Annotated in this window: 28 protein-coding genes; 10 read left to right on the top strand and 18 right to left on the bottom strand. The window is 68.8% G+C overall.

The features are described 5' to 3' along the window. Positions 1-464: 464 nt before the first annotated feature. Positions 465-1,358 carry a dihydropteroate synthase gene (gene folP, locus ABN273_RS14735; protein WP_349449322.1) on the top strand — a complete coding sequence of 298 codons (894 nt, stop codon included), beginning with the start codon at positions 465-467 and terminating at the stop codon, positions 1,356-1,358. A gap of 583 nt (positions 1,359-1,941) precedes the next feature. Further along, positions 1,942-2,775: an SCO6745 family protein gene (locus tag ABN273_RS14740; RefSeq protein WP_349449323.1), complete on the top strand. Its 834-nt coding sequence runs from the start codon at positions 1,942-1,944 to the stop codon at positions 2,773-2,775. A gap of 206 nt (positions 2,776-2,981) precedes the next feature. On the opposite strand, the gene ABN273_RS14745 is transcribed toward ABN273_RS14740, so the two are convergent. From ABN273_RS14745 to ABN273_RS14755, 3 genes are all read right to left on the bottom strand, one after another. Beyond that, positions 2,982-3,266: a hypothetical protein gene (locus ABN273_RS14745; protein WP_349449324.1), complete on the bottom strand. Its 285-nt coding sequence runs from the start codon at positions 3,264-3,266 to the stop codon at positions 2,982-2,984. After that, positions 3,263-3,727 carry a class I SAM-dependent methyltransferase gene (locus ABN273_RS14750; RefSeq protein ID WP_349449325.1) on the bottom strand — a complete coding sequence of 155 codons (465 nt, stop codon included), beginning with the start codon at positions 3,725-3,727 and terminating at the stop codon, positions 3,263-3,265. The genes ABN273_RS14745 and ABN273_RS14750 overlap by 4 nt, the downstream gene beginning before the upstream one ends. 172 nt (positions 3,728-3,899) lie before the next feature. Beyond that, complete coding sequence (locus ABN273_RS14755) at positions 3,900-4,442, bottom strand: helix-turn-helix domain-containing protein (RefSeq protein WP_349449326.1); 543 nt, start codon at positions 4,440-4,442, stop codon at positions 3,900-3,902. Between the two features lie 108 nt (positions 4,443-4,550). Between ABN273_RS14755 and ABN273_RS14760 the strand changes: the two genes are divergently transcribed. Beyond that, complete coding sequence (locus ABN273_RS14760) at positions 4,551-5,789, top strand: benzoate/H(+) symporter BenE family transporter (RefSeq protein ID WP_349449327.1); 1,239 nt, start codon at positions 4,551-4,553, stop codon at positions 5,787-5,789. Between the two features lie 623 nt (positions 5,790-6,412). Here ABN273_RS14760 and ABN273_RS14765 read toward each other — a convergent pair. Continuing rightward, positions 6,413-7,327, bottom strand: coding sequence for a zinc-binding dehydrogenase (locus ABN273_RS14765; protein ID WP_349449328.1), 915 nt, complete (start codon positions 7,325-7,327; stop codon positions 6,413-6,415). Between the two features lie 319 nt (positions 7,328-7,646). Then, positions 7,647-8,105 carry a MarR family winged helix-turn-helix transcriptional regulator gene (locus tag ABN273_RS14770; protein WP_349449329.1) on the bottom strand — a complete coding sequence of 153 codons (459 nt, stop codon included), beginning with the start codon at positions 8,103-8,105 and terminating at the stop codon, positions 7,647-7,649. Between ABN273_RS14770 and ABN273_RS14775 the strand changes: the two genes are divergently transcribed. After that, positions 8,094-8,687 carry an SgcJ/EcaC family oxidoreductase gene (locus ABN273_RS14775; protein ID WP_349449330.1) on the top strand — a complete coding sequence of 198 codons (594 nt, stop codon included), beginning with the start codon at positions 8,094-8,096 and terminating at the stop codon, positions 8,685-8,687. The genes ABN273_RS14770 and ABN273_RS14775 overlap by 12 nt on opposite strands. Before the next feature lie 152 nt (positions 8,688-8,839). Here the strand turns inward: ABN273_RS14775 and ABN273_RS14780 are convergent, their stop codons facing one another. Together ABN273_RS14780 and ABN273_RS14785 are read right to left on the bottom strand one after the other, a co-directional pair. Beyond that, positions 8,840-9,034 (bottom strand): hypothetical protein, encoded by a 195-nt coding sequence (locus ABN273_RS14780; RefSeq protein ID WP_349449331.1) that lies wholly within the window; start codon positions 9,032-9,034, stop codon positions 8,840-8,842. Between the two features lie 104 nt (positions 9,035-9,138). Beyond that, a complete protein-coding gene (locus tag ABN273_RS14785) occupies positions 9,139-9,798 on the bottom strand; it encodes a GDP-mannose 4,6-dehydratase (RefSeq protein ID WP_349449332.1) in 660 nt (219 codons plus the stop codon). Between ABN273_RS14785 and ABN273_RS14790 the strand changes: the two genes are divergently transcribed. Next, the gene (locus ABN273_RS14790) at positions 9,682-10,440 is read left to right on the top strand and encodes a 3-oxoacyl-ACP synthase III family protein (RefSeq protein ID WP_349449333.1); all 759 of its coding nucleotides are present in this window, start codon (positions 9,682-9,684) and stop codon (positions 10,438-10,440) included. The genes ABN273_RS14785 and ABN273_RS14790 overlap by 117 nt on opposite strands. Here ABN273_RS14790 and ABN273_RS14795 read toward each other — a convergent pair. The 6 genes from ABN273_RS14795 to ABN273_RS14820 all read right to left on the bottom strand — a co-directional run bounded on the left by ABN273_RS14795 (position 10,379) and on the right by ABN273_RS14820 (position 15,531). Next, positions 10,379-11,854 carry an MATE family efflux transporter gene (locus ABN273_RS14795; RefSeq protein ID WP_349449334.1) on the bottom strand — a complete coding sequence of 492 codons (1,476 nt, stop codon included), beginning with the start codon at positions 11,852-11,854 and terminating at the stop codon, positions 10,379-10,381. The genes ABN273_RS14790 and ABN273_RS14795 overlap by 62 nt on opposite strands. Before the next feature lie 61 nt (positions 11,855-11,915). Next, on the bottom strand, positions 11,916-12,038 hold the full coding sequence (locus ABN273_RS14800) for a hypothetical protein (protein ID WP_349449335.1): 123 nt from the start codon (positions 12,036-12,038) through the stop codon (positions 11,916-11,918). 451 nt (positions 12,039-12,489) lie between these two features. Further along, on the bottom strand, positions 12,490-12,678 hold the full coding sequence (locus tag ABN273_RS14805; protein ID WP_349449336.1) for an SDR family oxidoreductase: 189 nt from the start codon (positions 12,676-12,678) through the stop codon (positions 12,490-12,492). Between the two features lie 224 nt (positions 12,679-12,902). Next, complete coding sequence (locus ABN273_RS14810; protein ID WP_349449337.1) at positions 12,903-13,562, bottom strand: response regulator; 660 nt, start codon at positions 13,560-13,562, stop codon at positions 12,903-12,905. Then, positions 13,559-14,713: a sensor histidine kinase gene (locus tag ABN273_RS14815; protein ID WP_349449338.1), complete on the bottom strand. Its 1,155-nt coding sequence runs from the start codon at positions 14,711-14,713 to the stop codon at positions 13,559-13,561. Before ABN273_RS14815 ends, ABN273_RS14810 begins: the two co-directional genes overlap by 4 nt. Then, positions 14,710-15,531, bottom strand: a complete 822-nt coding sequence (locus tag ABN273_RS14820; RefSeq protein WP_349449339.1) for a CPBP family intramembrane glutamic endopeptidase — start codon at positions 15,529-15,531, stop codon at positions 14,710-14,712. The genes ABN273_RS14815 and ABN273_RS14820 overlap by 4 nt, the downstream gene beginning before the upstream one ends. 374 nt (positions 15,532-15,905) lie before the next feature. Between ABN273_RS14820 and ABN273_RS14825 the strand changes: the two genes are divergently transcribed. After that, positions 15,906-16,370, top strand: coding sequence for a hypothetical protein (locus ABN273_RS14825; protein ID WP_349449340.1), 465 nt, complete (start codon positions 15,906-15,908; stop codon positions 16,368-16,370). Positions 16,371-17,109: 739 nt separating this feature from the next. On the opposite strand, the gene ABN273_RS14830 is transcribed toward ABN273_RS14825, so the two are convergent. After that, positions 17,110-17,508 (bottom strand): ArsR/SmtB family transcription factor, encoded by a 399-nt coding sequence (locus ABN273_RS14830; protein WP_349449341.1) that lies wholly within the window; start codon positions 17,506-17,508, stop codon positions 17,110-17,112. Positions 17,509-17,585: 77 nt separating this feature from the next. Here ABN273_RS14830 and ABN273_RS14835 point away from each other — a divergent pair, with 77 nt between their 5' ends. The 4 genes from ABN273_RS14835 to ABN273_RS14850 all read left to right on the top strand — a co-directional run bounded on the left by ABN273_RS14835 (position 17,586) and on the right by ABN273_RS14850 (position 21,318). Beyond that, the gene (locus ABN273_RS14835) at positions 17,586-18,164 is read left to right on the top strand and encodes an NAD(P)/FAD-dependent oxidoreductase (RefSeq protein ID WP_349449342.1); all 579 of its coding nucleotides are present in this window, start codon (positions 17,586-17,588) and stop codon (positions 18,162-18,164) included. A gap of 126 nt (positions 18,165-18,290) precedes the next feature. Then, positions 18,291-19,691: an FAD-dependent oxidoreductase gene (locus tag ABN273_RS14840; RefSeq protein WP_349449343.1), complete on the top strand. Its 1,401-nt coding sequence runs from the start codon at positions 18,291-18,293 to the stop codon at positions 19,689-19,691. Positions 19,692-19,915: 224 nt separating this feature from the next. After that, the gene (locus ABN273_RS14845) at positions 19,916-20,263 is read left to right on the top strand and encodes a metalloregulator ArsR/SmtB family transcription factor (RefSeq protein WP_349449344.1); all 348 of its coding nucleotides are present in this window, start codon (positions 19,916-19,918) and stop codon (positions 20,261-20,263) included. Next, entirely contained in the window at positions 20,260-21,318 is a 1,059-nt protein-coding gene (locus tag ABN273_RS14850; protein WP_349449345.1) for an ArsO family NAD(P)H-dependent flavin-containing monooxygenase, read from the top strand. Before ABN273_RS14845 ends, ABN273_RS14850 begins: the two co-directional genes overlap by 4 nt. A gap of 88 nt (positions 21,319-21,406) precedes the next feature. Here the strand turns inward: ABN273_RS14850 and ABN273_RS14855 are convergent, their stop codons facing one another. From ABN273_RS14855 to ABN273_RS14870, 4 genes are all read right to left on the bottom strand, one after another. Further along, a complete protein-coding gene (locus ABN273_RS14855) occupies positions 21,407-21,739 on the bottom strand; it encodes a YnfA family protein (protein ID WP_349449346.1) in 333 nt (110 codons plus the stop codon). Between the two features lie 70 nt (positions 21,740-21,809). Continuing rightward, positions 21,810-22,283 (bottom strand): MerR family transcriptional regulator, encoded by a 474-nt coding sequence (locus tag ABN273_RS14860; RefSeq protein WP_349449347.1) that lies wholly within the window; start codon positions 22,281-22,283, stop codon positions 21,810-21,812. Positions 22,284-22,300: 17 nt separating this feature from the next. Beyond that, positions 22,301-22,576, bottom strand: coding sequence for a hypothetical protein (locus ABN273_RS14865; RefSeq protein WP_349449348.1), 276 nt, complete (start codon positions 22,574-22,576; stop codon positions 22,301-22,303). A gap of 171 nt (positions 22,577-22,747) precedes the next feature. Next, positions 22,748-23,155 (bottom strand): arsenate reductase ArsC, encoded by a 408-nt coding sequence (locus tag ABN273_RS14870; RefSeq protein ID WP_349449349.1) that lies wholly within the window; start codon positions 23,153-23,155, stop codon positions 22,748-22,750. Positions 23,156-23,181: the final 26 nt, after the last annotated feature.

Below are 23,181 nucleotides of genomic sequence, written 5' to 3' on the forward strand. Positions count from 1 at the left end.
GGCATTCATGGCTGACTGAGCTTGACTGTGGTCTATGCGCGAGACCAGAGATTGCGGTTGGAGTTCCGTCTCCGGCAGCTGCATGAGTGCGCGCACACATGGTTGTCGGAGTGCGGCGATGCTTTGATCTGCACGTTCCCCGCGCTCGCCGCCTGCGGCATCCGGACGCACATGATCGGTCGAGGTGAGGCGGTGGTAATCTGTATTTCCGTAGGGTCAGAGCGTTCTCGTGCCTGGGACGGACGGAAAAGGCGCTGGCATCAAGATTATATGCGCGAAATGCAGATCAACACGACCGCGAGCAGATCCGGAACATGCTGGCGCACGGCTGGTGGCGAGAATAGGGGAGGGGTGGGCGGCTGAAAGTCGTCGATATACTGGGACTCTTTGTAACGTTGTCGGCGTTCGTGGTCGGCGGCCGTTTCGCCATGTTGAAATCACAATACTGAGGGCAGGACTGAGTGATGAGCCTTGCACTATCGCCGTTCTTTCCAGACCTGATCGAGCCCGTCCGGGTGATCGGCGGAAAAGAATTCGACTTCTCTCGGCAAGTGGTCGTGATGGCAATCTTGAATCGAACGCCGAACTCCAACCTGGATCCGAACAAGTCCATGGACCTGGCGGCGATCGTTTCGCGGGCCGAGCAGGTCATGGCGGACGGGGCTGATTGGATCGATATCGGCGGACGAGCCTTCGTCGGTGTTCGGGAACAGTTGCCGGGGCAGGCCGAGATCGACCGCGTAGTGCCTGCCATCGAGGCTATCCGAGAGAAAACGGATGCCATCATTTCTGTGGATACGCATCTGCCCGAGGTCGCGTTGGCGGCGTTCCAGGCCGGAGCGCACATCGTGAACGACACGTACGGGCTGCAGACCCCAGGAATGGCGGAGGTCATCGGTGAGACCGGTATGAGCGTGATCATCACGCACAGCCTCACAGGTCCGGGCATCCGTCTGTCGAGGCCGGGTTATGGCGACGGCGTGACGGCGGAGGTCGTGGCGTTCCTCCGGGACCGGGTGGCCCACGCGCTGGAGTGCGGCATCAGCCCGAACCGGATTTATATCGATCCGGGGCACGATCTCAACAAGAACACTTTCCATTCGTTGGACGTGACCCGCCAGTTCGCGGATATCGCGAGGCTCGGCTACCCCGCGATGTGTGCCACGAGCAACAAGCATTTCATCCGGGAATCGCTGGGGGTCGGGCGGGGCGCGCCGGAGTTGGCGAGCGGGACTGTCGCCGCGAACGCGATGTGCGTGTTCAACGGAGCGCGGCTGATCCGGGTGCATGACGTGAAAAGCAACGTGGCTGCGATACGTGCGACCGAAACCTTGCTGGGCCTACGCGACATCGGGTAGCTGCGGAATAGCGGAAAGTTCAAGGAATCGCAGTCTTGTGCACTGCAGGCAGCCTCGCCTGAGCGTTGCCGAACGCCCTGTCCTGCCCACCTCACCGCTGACACCCACGCCCACGCCCCAGACCCCACCCTCGGCGATGGCCAGCTCCAGTCCCAAAGTGCCGAAGAAGGATCAGGCGATATCGCCGGGGAACCGACATCGACCGGCGACCTCGACGGCCGACTCGAGCACCTGCGCGGCTCCGCCCTCGGGTTCCGCAACCTCACCAACTACATCGCCAGGAGCCTGCTCGAAGCCGGCGGGTTCAGACCGCAACTACACCCTCAACTGTGAAGAGCCGGTAATACACCGATGCGCGTCAACGTCCGGGGAGCCCAGTACGCTCCGGAGGCACAACCCGAGCCGCTGCTCTTCCCGAAACGCCAGCCCCGGGAAGCCGTGGTCCAGGACGACGGCCGGCCCCCCATGCGTGTAGCACGCAGAGCTGGGGTTACCGGGAACCACATGCGATCCGTTCTCCGAAGTTGAGGCCGGGGTTCAAGAATTGTGGACGCCATACTGACTGGTCGGTATTTTCGCTGGCATGACGCTGGAACGCCGGACCTGGCGCACTCTGGAGCCGTTGCACGGCATGATCTACTTCTCTCCCGAGGCGGGAGCCGCCTACGAGAGCCTCGGGCTGAGCGGCCGGACAGGGTACTTCGCCTCCCGGGCCGCCGCTCTCGGCCCGGTTCCCGCTGAAGCGGTGATCGCGACCTTCTACAACTTCAACCCTGATCTGGTCCGGCAGGCGATCCCGGCCGCCTGGCAGATCGCCGCCCCCTCCGACATCCTGGCCGCCCGGCTCGAATCGGCCGACGCCACGCTGCGCCGCGTGCTGGGCGATGCCGTGGGCTCCCCGGAGATGTCGCGGGCAGCAGCGCTGGCCCGCCGGGCGGCGGAGACCGTCGCGGGCGAGCTCAGCGGCCGGCCGCTGTATGCCGCGCACGCGGCACTGCCCTGGCCGAAGGCTCCCCACCTGGTGCTCTGGCACGCCCAGACCCTGCTGCGCGAGTATCGCGGCGACGGCCATCTCGCCGCCCTCCTGGCCGCCGGCCTGAGCGGAATCGAGGCCCTCGTCACCCACGCGGCCACCGGCACCGTCACATCCGAGGTACTCCGGCGTACGCGAGGGTGGTCCGAGGCCGACTGGGCGGCCGCCGTACAGGGACTGGAGGAGCGCGGCTGGCTCAACAAGGGATCTCTCACCGAGGAAGGCGGCAGGCGGCGTGAGGAGATCGAAGAGGCCACCGACCGGATGGGGACGGCACCGTACACCGCACTTGGCGCCGCACGCTGCGAGGAGCTGTGCTCTCTCGCCCGGCCGTGGAGCAAGGCCCTGATGGCCGAGCTGATGCCCTGGGCGACAGGTCGTTAGCCGGAGCGCACGAGGAGATCACCCGAAGTCCGGTCACCGCGCCCGACGTTCCGCACGATGTAGGGGGCGACCGGGTCCTCACCGGCGGCCGGTCGATGCAGGTGCGCTCCATCGACATCTGGCGGGTCGAGTACGGGCTGTTTGCTGAGCACCGGACGAGGTGACCGCCTTGGAAGTGTTCGAGCAGCTCCAGCTGCGGCGGGGATTCAGGCGATCAGCAGGCGAAGGCCAAGCTCTGCCGCATCGAGATCGACCAGTTCTCGGTTGCGTTCAGCCCACCGACCGGATGCGAGGTCATCACGGAGGCTGTGCACTGCGCGCTGCTCGGCGTCCGGCCCGACTCTGGCCCAAACCGATACCCCGCGACGGACCTTCTCGTCCAGGTACGCCTCCGGCCGACGCCAGTAGGCCTCGAAGAAGCCGTCAGCGCAGTCCCACGGTATGGGCACCGGTTCCATCCGGGCTCCGATCGCGCTGGCCTGCTCGGTCACCGAAGGCCGGCCGACAGGAGGTCTGCGACCTCAGGCAGGTAGTCGCGAGTAAGCCAGAACCGATGACGCCATCCGGTGTCGCTGGTGTCGTGCGTGAACACCACCACGCGGCGAGCAACCCGCCGCATCTCGCGCAGGCCGGCAATCGGGTCCTGCCAGTGATGAACGGACGAAACGGCCATCGCGGCGTCAAAGGACTGGTCATCGAACGGCAGGCTCTCGGCGGATCCAACCAGGCACGGCGCCGCGTCCGGAAGGCGCTGCGAACGCATGAGCGCCGACGGTTCCACCGCGAGGACGTGGCGGTCGGAGGGCTCGTAGGACCCGGTGCCCGCCCCGACGTTCAGTATGGTCCGGGCGTCGCCGAGCGCAGCCCAGATCCGCGCAGCGATGCGCGGCTCAGTGCGCCGTGTCACGGTGTAGGTGGCTCCGATGGTGTCGTACAACTGCGCGCCGGACATTGACACTGCCTTTCTGGCTGTGACCATCGTCGTCCTGCACCGTGCCTGTGGCGTGACTGGCGTGCCACTGCGCGGGATGTCGCCTGATCGCTATTTCACCATACTGATCGGCCATGGGCGAGAATGACTGCCACCCGAGATCAGAGGTTCAGGAACAGGCGCTGACCTTGGCTCAGGCCTGTCGGGGAGAGCGGATCAGTAGGGTGGCCAGTGCTTCGTCCGGGCCGACAGTGCTGTAGATGTGTGGGACGTCGGCCTGCCAGGAGATGTGCTCGCCTGCCGCAGCCAGCAGGGGCGCGTCGGCCGGGCCGGCGCGCAGCACGCCCGCGTAGACCGTGACGTGTTCGGTCACGCCGGGGGCGTGGGGTGGCGAGTGTTGCACGATGCCGGGGCGGACGCGCATGCGCAGCAACTCGAACGTTGCGGTCGGCTCCTCGAAGACCTCCAGCAGGGTGGCCGTTACGGCGGCGCCGGGCACGCGGACGGCCTCTGCGGGCGGTGCGCCGGGCTCCAGAACCAGGGCCGTCAACGGTACGCCCAAGGCTCCTGCCACCGCGTAGAGCGTCTCCAGCGTCGGGTTGCGGGTGCCCAGTTCCAGGCCGGACAGGGTGGCCTTGCCGATGCCGGCGCTGCGGGCCAGCGCCGACAGGGAGATGCCGCGGGCCTCGCGCAATCGCCGCAGCCGGCTCCCGATATCCGTGTCACGGCCGTCCACCCGGCAATCCTTGCATTCCGCCGCCGGGCTTGTCCCGCGGTGGCCACGTGGTTATGGTTCGTTCCGTAAACGGAACGATTGGGAGTCTGGCGACACTGAGGGGTGGGCGTGCGGGTGCAGGCCGTCATGGCGGGGCTGGTCAGTGCGGTGGTCGGCTACGCCAGTTCGTTCACCGTCGTGCTCGCCGGGCTGCGTGCCGTCGGGGCGACGCCGGGGCAAGCCGCGTCCGGGCTGCTTGCCCTCTGCTGCGGCATCGGGGCGGCGGCGCTCTTCCTGGGGCTGCGATACCGCATGCCGATCAGCATCGCCTGGTCCACCCCTGGCGCGGCGCTGCTGGTGGCGACCGGTCCCGTGCCCGGCGGCTTCCCGGCCGCGGTCGGCGCGTTCATCGTCTGCGCCGGGCTCATCCTCCTCGCCGGCCTGTCGCCCTGGCCGGCCCGGGCGATCGCCGCCATCCCGCGTCCGATCGCCGGTGCCATGCTCGCGGGCGTCATCCTCAGCCTGTGCACCGCACCGGTCCGCGCCGTCGTCGACATCCCGCTGTTGGCCGTGCCCGTCGTCCTGACCTGGGCGGTGTTACAGCGGTACCTGCGGCAGTGGGCCGTTCCTGGCGCGCTCGTCGCGGCGGTCATCGCCATCGCGGTGCACGGGCCCGGCAACGGCCTGTCCGGCGCGGCGCTGCGGCCCGCGGTCGAGCTGACCACCCCGACGCTGAACCCGTCCGTAGTGGTGAGCATCGCCATCCCGCTGTTTCTCGTCACCATGGCTGCGCAGAACGTCCCCGGCATGGCGGTCATGGCGACATACGGGTACACGCCGCCCCTGCGCCCGGTCCTCGTCGCGACCGGCCTGGCGAGCGCGGCAGCGGCGCCGTTCGGCGGTCACGCCGTCAACCTGGCCGCGATCACCGCAGCGCTGACCGCCGGCCCGGACACCCACCCCGACCCCGCCCGCCGGTGGATCGCGACGGTGGCCCTCGGCGCCGGGCAGCTGACGCTCGGGCTCGGCGCCGGCCTGGCCATGGCTCTGGTGCTGCTGTCCCCACCCGTGCTGGTCATCGCGGTGGCCGGCCTCGCGTTGCTGTCGGCGCTCGGCTCGTCGCTGGCCAGCGCGGTGACCGAGCCGGAGGGACGGGAGGCCGCGGTGGTCACTTTCGTGGTCACCGCGTCGGGGATGACGATCCTGAGCATCGGCGCGGCGTTCTGGGGCCTGGTCGCGGGCGGCCTGACCGCACTCCTGCTGCGCAGGCGACCACCGTTGGAACAGCAACCGTCATCCACCCCGGAAGCCCGGGCGGAACGTCCCGAGGGCCAGGTGGCTGGTATGTCGGCCGATCGGCCGTCGTAGTGGAAGTGGTGGCGCCCTCCAGGGTGGCGGCCCCGAAGCTGGCCCCTGCCTCCGCGCGAGACCAGTGCTGACTCCTTCTACCTGACCTTCAGCCCAGACCGCGCGGTCGCCGTCGTCCAGAGAATCCCGGAGTACGCGCTCTACCCGTGGGACGTACGACCGCTGGGTGCCCAGCTGACCGAAAATGCGCAGAGTCTGGCCTTCACCGCCGACAACAATCTGGTGATAGCACGGGTGCGCTTCGGCGCCGACGACGTGATCCGCTTCTGGAACGCGCGCACAGGCGAGCGCATCGACCACGACCCCGGGCGACCTTCAACTATCCCGACGTGCGGAAAACGGGGCTGGCCCGTCGGGCCGACCCACGGTAGGGAGGAGTCATGACGTACGAGCTTCGTCCAATCGGAGTCGTCGAGTCGCCCTTGGTGGATCGCGCGAGTGCTCCGAAGCAGGGTGTGGAGGGCGGTCCCAAGGCTTGGCCCACCTGCTCCTCGCTGTGGATCGGTCCGATGGGGATCGAGGCATTCGCGCGGAGCGCGTGTTGGTCGGTGCCACCCGGGCTGTCCGCAGCGCTGTGAGCTGGCTGGCTGGCTCCCGCTGCACGGCCGAGGAGCGCAGGCACGTCACTTGAGGTCGAAGACCGCCTTCCCCGGTACGCGCCGGCCGCGCAACGCGTCGGATGCCTCGGCGAAACGTTCCCAGGAGCCGCGCCAGCCAATCTCAGGGACCAGGGCGCCCTCGGCCGTGAGCCGTACCAGCTCGGCCAGGTCCTCGGCGGCCCCGAACTGGTTGACGTAGGACGTGAGCGTCTTGGGCGGACCGACGGTCGCGTACGGCGGGAAGACGGCCGGCTCTCCCGAGGTCCACCCGACGGACTGGAGGCTGCCGCCGGGCGCGAGAAGCTCCCAGGCCGTGACCAGGTGGGGTCCGCCGACCGTCTCCACGACGATGTCGACGGGCTCTTTGATGTCGTCCAGGCCCACGACCACCTCATCGGCTCCCGCGTAGGCGAGGCCGTTGCCGCGAGCGGGGGAGCCGACCGAGGCGATGGTGTACGCCCCGGCATGGGCGGCGAGTCGCACGGCGTACCGTCCCACGCCGCCCGAGGCGCCGGTCACCAGCACGCGCTTGCCTGGTGCGACCGCGGCGGCGCGCAGCGAGCGCAGCGCGGCCAGGCCCGCGGTCGGCAGTGCCGCCGCCTCGGCCAGGCCGACACTGTCAGGGACTTCGGCCACCGCCAACACATCGACGGCCACCCGCTCGGCGAAAGCGCCGTCCGCGAAGAGCACCACGCGGGTCCCGGCGGCGGGGCCCGAGCCGTCCGAAGCCCCCTGCAGGACGATCCCGGCCGCGTCGAGCCCCAGCGGCGCCCCGGCCGGAACGCGTCCGGAGATCGCGTTGTTGAGGTCGGCGTAGTTGAGCGAGGCATGCACCACGTCAACGAGCAACTGCCCAGGTCCGGCGACGGGGTCTGCGATCTCGCCGAAGCCGATGTTCGCGGGGGCGGACGGGTCGACGATGAGGGCGCGCGTGGACATGACATCTCCTGTGGTCGAAGGTGCGACGACAAGTAGGACCTTAGCAGATAGTTCCGTAAAAGATGATCTGTCTATCTACTACTTTCGCCACGCCGGCATCGGACCGCCAAGAGATTGATCGGTCCTCAACGAGGGCGCTTCCTGTCAGGGGTGAAACCAGCCGGCTGCCCGGCCAGATCCAGCAGCTCGTGGTAAGTGCCTACGTCGTCTTCGCCGGCGGCTTCCTGCTGTTCGGCGGCCGGGCGGCCGACCTGCTCGGCCGCCGGCGCATCTTCGTGCTCGCCCTGGCCCGGCCCTCATCGCATTGCCCGGTCCCAGCTCAGGACGAGGCCCTGACGCTGGCGGCCTGCTCTTCTTGGATTCTGCGGGCAGTACGCAGGAAGTCGAGGATGATAGCCAGTTCATCCGTCCCGTACCGCTGCAGCGCCCGGGCGCCCGCCTGACCGACCGGGACGAAGATTTCGGCCTCGGCCGAGCGGGCGGCTTCGGTCGCGGTGACCAGGACGCGGCGGCGGTTGCCTGGATCGGGGGAGCGGACCACCATTCCTGCGCGTTCCAGACGGTCGATGACCGTGGTGGTGGCCGCCGGGCTGAGCTTCAGCGCGGCGCTGATCTGGCCCGCAGGCACCGGGCCGTCGGCCAGCACCACGTCGAGGCAACGCAGGTCGGTGCGGTTGAGGCGGAGCCGGGTGGCGGCGGCCTCGTCGAAGACGTCGAAGCTCTGCTGCAGCAGCCGGAGCTCCACGGCGATCTCTCCAATGACACCATGTTTCGACATTCGAAGCTTTCTGATATCGTACATTTCGTTGGTCGAAACAATACCATCTGTGGAGGCACCACCATGCGCTCAACCATCCTCACCGGATCCACCGCCAGCACGCGCACCGGCGACACTGCTCGGATCGAAGGGCTCTTCGCTGACTTCATGGCAGCCTGGACGGCGGGTGACGCCGAGGCGTTCGGTGCGCTGTTCACGGACGACTCCGACTACGTCTCCTACGACGGCACCATCGCTCGCGGACGCCCGCAGCACCAGCACAACCATGACAAGCTCTTCCGCGGCGTACTGGCCGGCTCGGCGCTGGTCGGAGATCTGGAATCGATCCGCTACGTCACGCCGGACGTGGCGATCGTGTACGGCACGGCCTCCGTCCTGATGCCGTGGCGATCCACGCTCCCCAAGCGGCGGCTGTCGCGGCAGACCATCGTCGTGGTGCGGACAGAAACGGGCTGGAAGATCAGCGCTATTCACAACGGCCGCGTCCGCCCCGTCACTGTTCCCGAGCCCGACGCCTTTCCGTCAAAGATGTCCCAGCTGATGGCGCGTATCGCTCACCGGCTCGGCTTGGGTCGACGCTGAGTCGGCGCAAGGGCACGGCGCCGCGTTCGCCGGCACAGGAACGCGGTGCGCGGGGTTGCTTACCTGCACAACGCCAGCGATCCGGACATCCACCATCTCTATGACCACGTTGAGGACGAGCGCACCCGGCTCTTCAGCAAGACACCACTGCCTCAAGGGCTCAGTTCGCGCCCGAGCCCGGCGCCGCGGCGGCCGATCTCCTGGAGTCCAGCGCCATCCGCCCGTCCAAGCAGTTGCTGAAGGTCGCCGCGGGCGAGATCAAGAACCGCGACCAGTTCGTCCTGCCGGCCGAGCAGCGTCTGGCGTACGAGATGGTGCTCTCCGATCGCGGCTACTCCGTTTTGCATGCCGCCGGTTCGCGCTCCTTCACCACCGACGTGCAGCCGGTGGCGGCCATGGCCATCCCGATCATTGCCGAGATGACGGCACGCATGTCCACGCCTCTACTGGCTCACCAGGTGGCGATGGCTCCGGCGGCGGTGCCTGAGCGCCACGGTCCCATCGGTGCCTGCCGGCCGGCGAGCACCGGAGCGGTCTCGGCGGGGGCCTCGGCGTCCAGGTCCGCGGCGACCATCATGGCCACCAGCTCCTCGAACCCCACCTTCGGCCGCCAGCCCAGGGCGGACTCGGCCTTGCTCCAGTCGCCGACGAGCAGGTCCACCTCGGCGGGCCGGACGAGATGCGCGGAGGTGCGGACGTACCGCGACCAGTCGCCGACGCCGATCTGCGCGAAGGCGACGTCGAGGAACTCGCGCACGGAATGGGTCACCCCGGTCGCGATGACATAGTCGTCCGGCCGGTCCTGCCGCAGCATAAGATGCATCGCCTCGACGTAGTCCCCGGCGAATCCCCAGTCGCGCATGGCGTCCAGGTTCCCGAGGACCAGCTCGTGCTGCAGGCCCAGCGCGATCCGCGCCACCGCGCGCGTGATCTTGCGGGTGACGAACTCCCGGCCGCGGCGCGGCGACTCGTGGTTGAACAGGATGCCCGACTCATGCTGCCGAGCACGGCCGTGGCGATCATGAGGAAGGCGGGCATGGCCGGCGGCGCCGGCTTCGACGTCAACTCCGGCGGCTGCCCCGGCGGGGTCTTCGCGCTCGACGTCGGGCACCGGTACGTCCAGTCCGGTGAGTACGCGCGCGTGGCGGTGGTGCTGACTGACGTCAACTCGAAGGCGTTCGACCCGGAGGATCGGACGATCGGCGTGATCTTCGGTGACGCCGCCGCCTGCTACCTGCTCGAACGGACCCGCGCCGGCCGCGGCGTCCGCCGGGTGACCCTGCGCACCGAACCTGCCGGGTACTGGACGGCGTACGTGGCGCGGGAGGCACGCCTCGACGCGGACGGAAGGTCCAAGGCCTCCGCCTTCGGCGAGAACTTCACCACGATGGAAGGCCGCGAGATCCGCGACTTCGTGCTGGGCACGCTGCCGAAGTTCATCGAGTCGTTCGTGCGCGACCAGGGGCTGGAGGTGGCGGACATCGACTTCTTCGCGTTGCATCAGGCGAACCTGCGGCTGGTCCACGGCGTGCTGGACACCCTGGGCGTACCGCTGAGCAAGACCCTGACCAACATCGAGCGGATCGGCAACACGTCGGGTGCCTCGCTCCCGCTGGTGCTGCGCGAGGCGATGGACACAGGGCGGTTGCGGCCGGGGCAGCGTGCCGTGCTGGTCGCGTTCGGCGCGGGCCTCAACTACGGCGCGGCCCTGGTGGACTGGAGCGCCCCCGACGACTTCGCCCGGCACGGTTGACGGCGGCGGCATGCGGATGGTGGCCGAAGTACGCGACGACGCCGGCGCCCTCCACCCGGGATCGTCCGCCTGCTGGAGACCCGAACCTGACCTTCAGCTGCGACAGTTTTCGTATGTGTCGTACGGCGATGAGCGGCACCGTCACGCCGATCAGGTTGCAGTACGCCACCGCGGCGTAGAAGCCGTCCGCGCTGCCGACGGCGTGTGCCGCCGCCGCGCCGACCGCGACGATCAGGCCGAAGTAGATTGCGTTGAGCACGATGGCCCGGAAGCCGCCGCCGGTCTCCTCCATTACGGTCAGCGAGGCGAGCACGGGTCCCTGGACGGCGTAGGTGAGCGCCACGGCGCTCAGGTAACTGCCCGTAGCTGCGGCCACCCCGGCGTCGCCGCCGATCAGCCGCGCCAGCGGGTCATGCAGTGACCACACCAGCGCCGCGATCACCACGTAGGTCACGACGGTGACCTCGATGCCGCCGCGCATCGATTCACGTATTCGCCGCCATTCGCCCGCGCCGCGTTGCTGGTTGATGGTGATCGCTGTGGCTGTACCCAGGACCATGCCCGGCAGCAGCACGGCGCTCTGCAGGGTGGAAGCGACCGTGAACCCGGCCACGGCGTTCTCCCCGTAGTCCCCGAGGACGCCGATGACCGCGAGATTGTACGCCGAGAGCACGAGAAAGGACATGGCGATGGGCACACCGATGCGGCGCAGGTCGGTGAACACCTCGCGCCGCCAGATCCGGGCGGCCGGCGGATGCCACAGCTCGGTGCGGCGCAGCAGCACCAGGCCCATGGTCAGGCCGGTCAGACCCGCTGCCGCCTCGGCGATGGGCACCGCCGCGATCCCGATGTCGGCACCGAGCCCGAGGCCGGCCACGAGGCCGATCCGCACGCTCGCCGTACAGATGACCAGGACGGTGGCCTGTCGCACATACCCATAGCCGCGCAGGCTGGCCGCGCACAGCTCCGCCCCGACGGCCAGCAGACTGGCGGCGCTGGTCCAGCGCAGGAAGGAGGCAAACGTGTCCTGCAGTCCGGCGTCCACATGGAGGAGACCGGTCAGGGAGGGAGCCGCGACCGCGAGGACCAGGTACAGTGCCGTGCCGAGCCCGAGCCATACCCTGGCCAGGCTGGCGGCGTTCGAAATGACGTCCTGGGGGCGCCCGGCCCCCTTGCTGATCGCGGCGGCGACCTGGTTGCAGACCGCGAAGCCCACACTCAGGGCAAGGACGATGAGGCTGACAGGCTGATACAGGGAACGCACATAAATCGCCTCTCCCCCCATACGCCCCAGAACGGCGATAATTCCGAGCTGGGCAGCGAAATTGAGGGACCCGGCCACAAAAAGAGGAACAGCGAGGCCGGAGATGGTTCGCCACACCCCCCTTCTTTTATGAGCGGCTAAGGGAAACATGCGGACCTCCGGGGACGCAACGGCTGGGGGCGCGAATTGACCTGTGGGACGATAGCTACATTCACTCGCACCCGGCCCCGTACCACTCGACCAGCACCTGCCCGTCCCGCATCACCACGAGCCCGTGCAGGTTCGGCGCCTTGCCCGAACGCAGGACCTCATCGACCCGCTCTGCCATTCCCACGATGCACCTCCTGAAGTCGGCCCCTCCTGAATACGACCTCACACCGTGTGAGACACAAGCCGCCCAAGAAAGTCGCGCACTCTCGTTTGGTTTTGTTCGCGGGAACTGACCGCACTTGCTCGTGACTTGTGACCGCGCTTGGCGACCGTAAGCATGATCGATGTTCGCGAGAAGTGACCGCACTTCAGCGGCTGGAGGAGGTCCGGGGTGCCGCGCGAGTGAGCGGAACCATGCTCCCGTCTAACGCGGTCATCGAGCGGGGCTCGGCGAGCTGAGAGGGCGATACGTGAGCTCTTGTCCACGAACGGCGGGCGCCGATCGAGCCCGTGGTCGCTCATCAGGTGCTGTTTCCATGATCGGGAGTTGCGCCGATGGCCGTACAGACCCGTGGCGGGCCCGGCGCTGGCCCGCATGGCGTGGTGTGTGGGCGTGCGGGCCGTGTGCGCGTGGGTCACTTCGCCTGGAAGCCGCCGTCGATGTTCAGGATCGCGCCGGCCACGAACGACGCTTTGTCGGACAGGAGCCAGTGGATGCCCTCGGCGATCTCCTTCGGCTGGCCCATGCGCCCGATCGGGTGCATCGCGGTGATGGTGTCCTCGTCGTACTGGCCGAGGGTGATGGCTCGCGCGATGATCGCCAAACGCGTGGAGGACGACATCCGGCGTGCCCTGGCGCCCGCGACCGGCCGCCTGGACCCGCAACAGCTCGATCAGCTCTTCAACCTGCTCGACGTCGTCTCGGCCCACTAGTCGCGTGTACACGCCGGACCGGGGCCGACGGCCGCGCGCTGATAGTCGAGCAGGGCCACGGACCGTTCCTGACGTCTGCGGCGTTCGCCCCATCGAAGTTTCCGGGCGGTGTGCCTCAGGTCGCCAGGCCTCGGCGGTAGGCGTAGACCACGGCCTGCACGCGGTCGCGCAGGTCGAGCTTGGTGAGGATGCGTGACACGTACGTCTTGACGGTCTCCTGGCTGATCACCAGCGTGGCGGCGATCTCGCTGTTGGACTGGCCGTCGGCGATGAGGCGCAGCACCTCCAGCTCGCGCGGGGTCAGCGGGACGTTGTCCGGCGTGGCCTCGGCGGGGCGGATCCGGGAGGCGTACCGGCCGACGAGCTGCCGCGTCACCTCGGGCGCCAGCAGCGCGGCGCCCGAGGCGACGGTGCGGATGCCGTGCAGGAGCTGCGCCGGTGGGGCGTCCTTGAGCAGGAAGCCGCTCGCCCCCGCGCGCAGCGCCTCGTAGACGTACTCGTCCAGGTTGAACGTTGTCACCACGAGCACCTTGACGGGGTCCGTCACCCCGGCGCCGGCCAGCAGGCGGGTCGCCTCGATGCCGTCGAGGATCGGCATGCGCACATCCATGACGACGATGTCGGGGTCGAGCCGGCGGGCGAGGTCGACCGCGGCGCGGCCGTCGCCGCACTCGCCCACCACCTCCAGGTCGGGCTGGGCGTCGATAATGGTGGCGAAGCCGGTGCGAATCAGCGCCTGGTCGTCGGAGATCAGGACCCGAATCGGTGTCGTCACGACGGGTTCTCGGCGGGGATGCGGGCCCGGACGAGGAAGCCGCCGCCCGCCTGCCGGTCGGCGCTGAACTCGCCACCGAGGGCCTCGACCCGGTCACGGAGCCCGGCCAGGCCGCGTCCGCTCCCGCTGGGAAAGGCGGCCCGGGAGCCGGGGCCGTCGGTGCTGACCTCCACGCTGATTTCCTTCTCGCCGTAGCGCACCCGGACCGCGGTGGGGCTGCCGTGGGCGTATTTGAGGGTGTTCGTCAGGGATTCCTGCACGACCCTATAGGTCACGAACTCGGCGCTGCCCGCCGATTCCGCCGGCCTGCCCTCCTCGGTGAGCTCCACCGGCTGCCCGGCCCGGCGGGTCTGCTCCACGAGCGTGTGGAGCTCACCCGCGGAGGGCATGCTGACGTCGGTGTCGTGATCGGCTTTGAGCAGGTCGAGCATGTGCCGCAGGTCGGTGATGGCCCGCCGGCCGGTGTCGGTGACGGCGCTCAGTGTCGCGTCGAGGCGATCGGGCGCGGCCGTCAGGTAGCGTGCGGCCTCGGCCTGTACGACCATCGCCGTGACGTGGTGGGTCACGACGTCGTGGAGCTCGCGGGCGATGCGGGTGCGTTCGGCGGCGCGAGTGTCCTCGGCGACGTGGCGGCGGCGTTCGGCCTCGGCGGCGCGGGTGGAGCGCAGCCAGGCCCCGATGCCCCACGCGAGAGCCAGTGCCAGGTAGAACACCACGTACCCTTCCGGCCTCTCGGTCGCGCCGAGCCGGCCGAGCGCGAGCGCCAGCGGCACGTACGCCATGGAAAGGAGGACCACGGTGACGCGTCGGCCGCGCTCCAGGTGGGCGCCCGCGCTGATGAGCGCAATGGGCATCGCGTTGCTCGCGAACACGTGGTAGGCGCGGATCTGGTCGAGGGCGAAGCCGAGCGACACCAGGACGAGGCAGACTGCCGGCCACCGCCGCCGCACAGCGAGCGGAAGGCACTCCAAGGCGATCACCACGATGGCCAGCGCGTCGAAGGGGCGGGCCGGCAGGTCGCCGACCTGCGTCCCCTTACCGTGGAGCGCCGGCAGGAGCGATACGGCGGCCATCAGCAGCCCGAACGGTAAATCCCGACCTGTGACGTCGGACCGCCGCCACAGGTCGGTGACTCGTCGTCGCTCGATCATTGGGCGAGCGTAACGGTCGCGCCGCGCCGGAGTGGGACCACGTTGCCGCGCCGGCGGGCCAGCCACATGAACCCGACCGTCAGCAGCAGGCCGAACACCACCGCGTACGGACTCGCCTCCGGTCCGAACTCGCCGCCGGTGAGCAGGGCGGGGCCCGACGTCACACCGTGCAGCAGGCCCTGCGACGCGCCGTTGCCCGAGACCTCGGTGCCGAAGATGCCGGCCGCGGCGAAGTTCCAGCCGAAGTGCACACCGATCGGCACCCACAGGGTGCGGGTGGCGGCGTAGGCGGCGGCGAGCATGCCGCCCGCCTCGATCGCAATGGCAATCGCGCCCCACAGGTCGGCGTGCGGGTTGAACAGGTGCGACAGGCCGAACAGCAGGCCGGTCAGCGCCAGCGCGATCCACGTCCCGGTGCGCTCCTCGACGATCCTGAACAGGATGCCGCGAAACAGCAGTTCCTCCGTCACCGCGGCGGCGGCCATGAACCCGACCAGCCCGACCGCTCCCGGCACCGAGCCCATGCCGTCGATCCGGTAGCCGCCCAGGAAGGCGATGTTCACGATGACGGCCGCGAACATCCCGACACCGATCAGCATCCCGCGGACGATAGCGGCGACGGCGCCCTTCGCGACCACCTCGACCGGTGCGCGGCGCTCAGACCAGCGCACCATCCGGGCGTACACGAGTACGGCGAGCACGGCCGTCGCGACGCCGAGGAGCAGGGTGAGGAGCGGGCTTCCCTGCACCGCGCCCACGATCATGCCGCCGGCGAAGGCGACTACCGCGACGGGGACGAGCTGTTTCAACAACCGCATGACGACTCTCTTACGTGGAGGACTCCGCGGCGGAGCGCCGCCGCCACGCCGGGAAACGTTAGAGATTCGGCGGCCTGAAATCGTCCCCGCGCGGTGGACATTCGCGAGTAGCTCGCACGGGGGACAGGCGCGCATGCGATTCGTCGTACGACGCCGCCGCGACGTCCGCACCGGACGTTAGAGCGCGGCGATCGCGGCCCTGCCCGGCAGACCGCATTTGTCCCTCGCACGAGCTACCGGCGAATGTCCACCGTGCGGGGACGATCTCGGACCACCCGATCCGTAGCGTTACAGCGCGGCCACGCTCCGTCTGCGTTTCCCGCTACACCACCGTGCGCATCATCCCGGCGTCGACTCCCTCACTGGAGGACCTCATGCTCCGCACGATCAAGACAGCCGTCGCGGCCGCGCTGTGCCGCACCGCGTTCGGCATGGGGGTCGCCGGCTGCGACGGCGACGCGATGGAGAACTGGGACCCCTCGCCCCCTCTGGTGCGCATCCTGCGAGCCCACCTCGCGGCCTTCGACAGGGGGCCACATGGGCGCCTGTTCTATGGGGTCAAGGCAGGGGAGTTGCCGTTCATCACCTACCGGCGCGCCTGGAAAGCCGCACGCAAGGCCGCACTGACGGACAAGGAGTTCACTTCACCGCTGGCCGCTCGGCCGTACGACCTCCGCCACGCCTGCGTGTCCATGTGGCTCAACGCCGGAGTCCCGGCGCCCCAGGTCGCCGAGTGGGCGGGACACAGCGTGGATGTGCTCTTGCGTATCTATGCCAAATGCATCGTCGGCCAGGACGAGGCCGCCAAGCGCCGTATCTCCGCTGCCCTGGACGAATAGGAGCGCGTTGACCAGCGGGAGCCCGATGCACGGACCGGGCTCCCTCCGGATCCGCTCACGCGGACTAATATCTCAACGTGATCGTCTACTAACTATCTGCTCGCAACCCGAGGGGTGACCATGAACAACCTTCCACCGTCTGCCTTCCTTCGCGGTACGCCGGCCGCGCCCCGGCGGAGGTGGCGAGGACTGTGGTTGGCGCTCGCGTTCACTGGAACCCTGGGTTTCGGCTGCGGGCTGGGTTTCTCGGTAGGACAGGCAGTCCAAGGGCCTGAACAGTCATCAACTCCGCACATCGCAGCCATGTCGGTCGGGACAGGGCCAGATGCGCCGGCCTCCCCCACTCCTCTACCGATACGTCCATCGCCGGTCGTTACCCGAACCAATGCGGCCTCCAAATCCGCCTCACGGCCAGTGTCTGAGCGGAAGGTCCATCGAAAGCGTGGTAAGGGCAATCCCCTCAAGCGACGGCACCATCACGTGAGGCACAAGCACGGAACCAGGCACAGTCGCGCGCCCCGTCGGGCGTGTGCTCAGTTTGAGGGTTTCAAGGCGCGAGTGTGCAGAAGTCTTTTTGGTGGGCGTTGAGGGCAGCAGACAGCGTTCGTGTAGCTAGGCCCAACGAGCTGAGCGTCCTTGTCCGCTCTTGGGCAGGTCGCGGTGTACTCATCCTGGGTGCAGCGGTAGTAAGCCCGTTCCTGCTCCTGGAGTGGTGGACTGCCATCAAGGCATCGGGCGCTCAGCAACAAAAGCGCAGGTAGTCCTGGAGATCGCCGAGGATGTGGGCGACGCTTTCGCGGTCACCGCGATACAGCACTTCCTTGCCGTCGCGGCGGGAGGTGACGATGCCGCCGCGGCGCAGCAGGGCCAGTTGCTGGGAGGCGGCGGACTGGCTGATGCCGGCGCGTTCCGCGACCTGGTTGACCGACAACTCGGCGCCCCGGGCGAACAGCAGCATGATCTGCTGGCGGCCCGGGTTGGCCAGCGCCTTGAGGAAATCGTGGGTGGCCTGGGACAGCTGTGGCGCGCACGAGGCGTCACCGTCGCCGTCCGGCCCGCTCGACGCGCAAGACGGCGCCATCGCTTCGGGCGTAGCCGGGATCGCGGACCCTGCGGAAGATGTTGTGGTCTCGGCCATGCCTGCTCCCTTCTGTCCGCACCCTACCGTTCACATCAACATATTGGCATATTAGGAAATGACGGTACGTCGCGGGCATGTCCGTCCATTCCGATTCCGTGCTGATCGTCGGGGCCGGGCAGTCCGGGCTGGCTGCCGCATACGCCACTGTCACGCTGGTCAGCCGTGCCCCGATTCGGTTCCTGTCGCAACGCCCGCTCGGCCGGGACGTGCATTTCTGGTTCCGCGTGACGGGCTTTGACCGGCTGCCGCTGCGCCGCGCCGACCGCCCACCCACTGGGCCGGTACTCGACCCCGGACGCTACCGCGAGGCGCTGCGCTCGGGGCGACTGGTTCGTCATCCCATGTTCGCCCGCCTCGACGGCGAGAAGGCGGAGTGGGCCGATGGCCGCCGCGAAGGCGTCGACGTGGTGCTACTGGCCACCGGCTACCGCCTCAACCTGGACTATCTGGCACCGATGGGCGCGCTGAGCGGCGATGGTCGCCCGCGCCAGGCCGGCGGGTTGTCGACCACGCACCGCGGCCTGGGCTACCTCGGGCTGGAGTGGCAACGCACCCCCGCCTCCAACAGCCTGCGCGGCGTCGGCGCCGACGCCCGCTACCTGCTGCGCAAGCTGGCCCCAGCCGGCAACCCGGCTGCTTCGACAAAGCTCTAATTTGACATCTCTCTAATCAGTGCGGCATGCTGCCGATTGATTAGAAGAACGTCTATCCAAGGGGTGGCGGTGCGTTCCGCTCCGGCTGCTCGCCCCTGGAGTCCCGTCTCATCAGGGAGAACACTCATGAGTGATGGATGCTGCGGCACCACCGCGATCGAGATCGAGCAGTTCACCACGGCCGAGCAGACCGATGCCCTGCCCGTGGTCGTGATCGGCGCCGGCCCGGTCGGCCTGGCCGCCGCCGCGCAGCTGGCCGAACGCGGCCTCGACTTCCTCGTCCTGGAGGCAGGGGAGCAGGCAGGGGCGTCCGTCGCCAAGTGGGGGCACGTGCGGGTGTTCAGCCCGTGGAAGTACAACATCGATGCCGCCGCCCGCCGCCTCCTGAAGGCCAGCGGCTGGAGCGAGCCCGAGCCGGAGTGGCTGCCCACCGGCGCCGAGCTCGTCGACAACTACCTCGCACCGCTGGCCAAGACCCTCGGCGATCGGGTACGCCTGGGCGCCAAGGTGAGCGCGATCAGCCGTCTCGGCTACGACCGGGTCCGGACCAACGGTCGCGAGCAGGCACCGTTCCTGATCCGCCTGGACAATGGCCAGGACCTGCAGGCCCGCGCCGTCATTGACGCCTCCGGCACCTACTTCAGCCCCAACGTGCTCGGCGCGAGCGGGTTGCCCGCCCACGGCGAGGAGACGGTCGCCGGACTGATCGACCACGCCCTGCCCGACGTGCTCGGCACCGACCGCGACCGGTACGAGGGCACGCGCGTTCTGGTCGTCGGCGCGGGCCACTCGGCGGCCACCACCCTGCTCGCCCTGGCCCAACTCGACGACACCCCGATCACCTGGGCGATCCGCGCGGGCAACGCCAGCCGCACCTACGGCGGCGGCGAGGCCGACGCGCTCCCCGCCCGCGGCGCGCTCGGCACCCGCCTACATGCCTTGGTAACCTCCGGCCGCATCCAGCTCGTGACCGGCTTCTTCACTCACCGCGTTGCCGCCGTAGACGGCGGGGTCGAGGTGATCAGCCGCGACCCGTTCGGCGCCGAGCAGTCGATCACCGTGGACCGGATCATCAGCGCGACCGGTTACCGCCCCGACCACTCCATCGCCGCCGAGCTGCGCCTGGACCTGGACCCCATCCTCGGCTCCACCCGGCAGCTCGCCCCGCTCATCGACCCGAACCAGCACTCCTGCGGCACCGTGCCGCCGCACGGCGTGGACGAGTTGACCCACCCCGAGCCCGGCTACTACGCCATCGGCGTCAAGAGCTACGGCCGCGCCCCCACCTTCCTGCTCGCCACCGGGTACGAGCAGGCCCGCTCGGTCGTCGCCGCTCTGGCCGGGGACTGGGAGGCGGCACGGGATGTGCAGTTGGAGTTGCCCGAGACCGGCGTGTGCTCCTCCAGCCTGGCCGAGGCCCAGGAGCAGCGTGTCGGACTGGCCACCGGCATCAGTGGCGGCCTGCTGTCCACGCCGCTCCCGCTGGCCACTGTCTCCGCCTCCGATGGCGGCGGATGCTGCGGCTGAGCGGATCAGGCATGAGCTTCACTGCCCAGGCCGCCGCCCTCAACACCGAGGGCGGCGGTCAGTCGCGTTTCTCGGCAGAGCGGGCGCATCGTGGCGGCCCTGGCCATCACCCGAACCATCGACTACGGCGGGCGCAGTCAGACTGGCGTGCGCGATTGCCGCGTTCGCGCTGTTGACCTACCACCGCCTATAATTTCGACAGATTTCGAATCAAGGAGGGTCGGATGACTGCGGTCACGAGCCAGTGCTGCGCACCGATCGCGCGTGAACCGCTGTCTGAGAGCGACGCGGCCGAGCTCGCGGTCATGCTCAAGGCGGTCGCCGACCCCGTACGGCTGCGCCTGCTGTCGATGATCGGCTCCCACGCGGGCGGCGAAGCGTGCGTATGCGACCTGACCGACGCCTTCGACCTGACCGCGCCCACCATCAGCCACCACCTGAAGGTGCTGCGCACCGCCGGCCTCATCGACGGCGAGCGGCGCGGCACCTGGGTCTACTACCGAATCCTCCCCGAGGCGGTGAACAAGCTCGGCACCCTGTTCACCCCGCTGTCCGAGTCTGTCTCCGCGTGATCCGCCCGGTCGACGTTCTGGTCGTCGGCGGCGGCCAGGCCGGGCTGGCCGCCGGCTACTACCTGCGCCGCGCCGGAGCCGACTTCGTCATCCTCGACGCCCAGGACCGCCCCGGCGGTGCGTGGCGGCATACCTGGGACTCCCTGCGGCTGTTCTCTCCCGCCCAGTACAGCTCGCTGCCCGGCAGGATGATGCCGCAGCCGCCCGGCGGCGGCTACCCGAGCGCCAATGACACCGTCTCCTACCTCACCGACTACGAACGGCGCTACGAATTCCCCATCGTCCGCCCCGTGACCGTAAAGGCGGTACGGCCCGACGCGAACCGTCTGCTGGCCGAGACCGATCAGGGGGGCTGGGCGGCCAGGATCGTGGTCAGCGCGACGGGCAGTTGGTCTCGTCCGTACGTTCCCCACTACCCAGGCATCAGCGACTTCCAGGGCGAGCAACTGCACACCGTCGACTACCGCGATCCCGAGCCCTTCCGCGGTCAACGCGTGGTGGTCGTCGGCGGCGGCAACTCCGCCGCCCAGATCGTGGCCGAACTCTCCACGGCCGCGCAGCCCACCTGGGTAGCTCGGCGCCCGCCGCGTTTGCTGCCCGACGACATTGACGGCCGGGCGCTGTTCGACCTGGCCACCCGCCGCCATCGCGCCGCCTTGGCCGGGCAGAGCGACGAGGGGGTCGGCGGCCTGGGCGACATCGTCGCCGTGCCAGCGGTGCGCGAGGCACGTGATCGCGGAGCACTCAAAGCCGAGCCCATGTTCAGCCGGATCACCCCAACCGGTGTCGCCTGGGCCGACGGCAGCCAACTGGCCTGTGACGCCATCATCTGGTGCACAGGCTTCCGCCCCGCCCTCGGACACCTGGCCCCGCTGCGACTCCGCCGGCCCGATGGCCTCATTCTCACCGAAGGCACCCGCGCCGTCGCCGAGCCCCGCCTGCACCTTCTCGGCTATGGAGACTGGACCGGCTCTGCCTCCGCCACCCTGATCGGCGCAGGCCGTACTGCACGGCAGATGGTCGCCGAGATCACTCGTCAGCTTCAAGCTTCTTGATGAGCCAAGCTCGTCGAAATGTTTGATGAGTTGCTTCGTCGTCGGATGCCTGGTCGCGAATTCGTCCAATCCTCGGGCTGTGGTGGGTTCAGCCACGCGGTGCGTACATGATGACGGCGACGCCGATCAGGCAGATCAGCGCGCCGATGATGTCCCAGCGGTCGGGGCGGAAGCCGTCCATCACGATGCCCCAGGCCAGCGATCCGGCGACGAAGACGCCGCCGTAGGCAGCCAGGATGCGGCCGAAGTGCGGATCGGATTGGAAGGTGGCGACGAAGCCGTAAGCGCCCAGGGCGAGGATGCCGGCGCCGATCCAGAGCGCGCCGCGGTGTTCGCGCCATCCCTGCCAGACGAGCCAGGCGCCGCCGATCTCGGCGACGGCGGCCAGGATGAACACGGCGACTGAGCGCAGGACGGTCATGAACTCACCCTATGAACGTGGGAATCTCTGCCAGTCGAGGTGTGGCCCAAGATCGGCGCCGTCCGCTGACCTATGCGCTCTGGTCGCGAAGATTCGCATCGGCCAGGTCTGCGAAGGGCAAGGGACAGTTCGGCGTGGCCGCGCAGGCGATCAGATCGTCGCAGCCGGCCGTGATCGCCGCCCGCAACGTGTTCGCGATGACGGTCAGGTCGGCGATCTTTGCTTGGACCTCGGCGAGCTTCACCTGAGCGCGCTGATGCAGATCGACGTCGGAGTGCTGTCGGCCCGGCCGGTGATGTGCCTGGTGTGGCCCGTCGGTGTGGTGGTGTCCGGCCTTCAGCAACTCGGCCACCTCATCCAGGCTGAATCCCAGACTTTGTGCTGCTTTGATGACCCGTACCAGCGTCACCGCCTCGGGCGGGTACAGACGGTGCCCGCCCAAGGTGCGCTGCGGCTCGGCCAGCAGGCCGCGCCGCTCGTAGTAGCGCAACGTCTGCATGTTGACCCCCGCCGCCTCGGCCACCTGGCCGCTGCGCAACCCCACGTACGGCTGAGCGGTCATCACGCCAACCCGGCCGCGTCTGCAGCCTGCCGCTGCAGCCCATCAAGCACCGCGCGGTGCTGTTGCGGCACCCGCACCCGCATCTGCAGCAGGTCCTGATCGGTGCGAGAGAAGGAGAGGGCGAAGAAGGAACAGCAAGTGCTCTCTCGCGCCGCCAGATCACGCGCCCGGGCTTCGACCTCGGCGGCGCCGTCCAACTCCAGTCGTAGGATGCCGGCCTCCTCGCGCTCCAGGCCGCGCAGCGAGGCAGCGAACAAGGCGGCGAACTCCGCCACTCGCAGTGGCTGTTCCGCACTGGGCAAGGTGCACGCCGACGGTGCCCATGAAGCATCGGCGCTGGTAGTGCTCCGGCGAATACTCATGTCTCGACGGTAAGCCTGTACTCGGGTACCGGATGCAACCCCTCTTCAGGAGGCGCCAGTCCCACCTGCCAGCCCTCCTCGGGCTCAATCCCCGGGCAGGATCTCGCTGATCAGCTTGTCGATCCGGGTACGGATCTCGTCGCGGATGGGTCGTACGGCCTCGATACCCTGTCCGGCTGGGTCGTCCAGCTTCCAGTCCTCGTACCGCTTGCCCGGGAAGATCGGGCAGGTGTCGCCGCACCCCATCGTGATGACCACATCGGACGCCTCGACCGCATCCACGGTGAGGATCTTGGGCTGCTCGGCGGTGATGTCGATGCCGACCTCGCGCATCGCCTCGACCGCGACCGGGTTGACCTGATCGGCAGGCGCCGAACCGGCGGAGCGGACCTCGATCCGATCCCCGGCCAGGTGGGCGAGCCACCCGGCGGCCAGCTGGGAACGGCCGGCGTTGTGGACGCAGACGAACAGGACACTGGGCTTGTCACTCACGCGACGGGCTCCTTCTCTTGCTGTTT

Origin of the sequence: Nonomuraea sp. B19D2, assembly GCF_040137845.1 — a bacterium.
Classification (GTDB): Bacteria; Actinomycetota; Actinomycetes; order Streptosporangiales; family Streptosporangiaceae; genus Nonomuraea.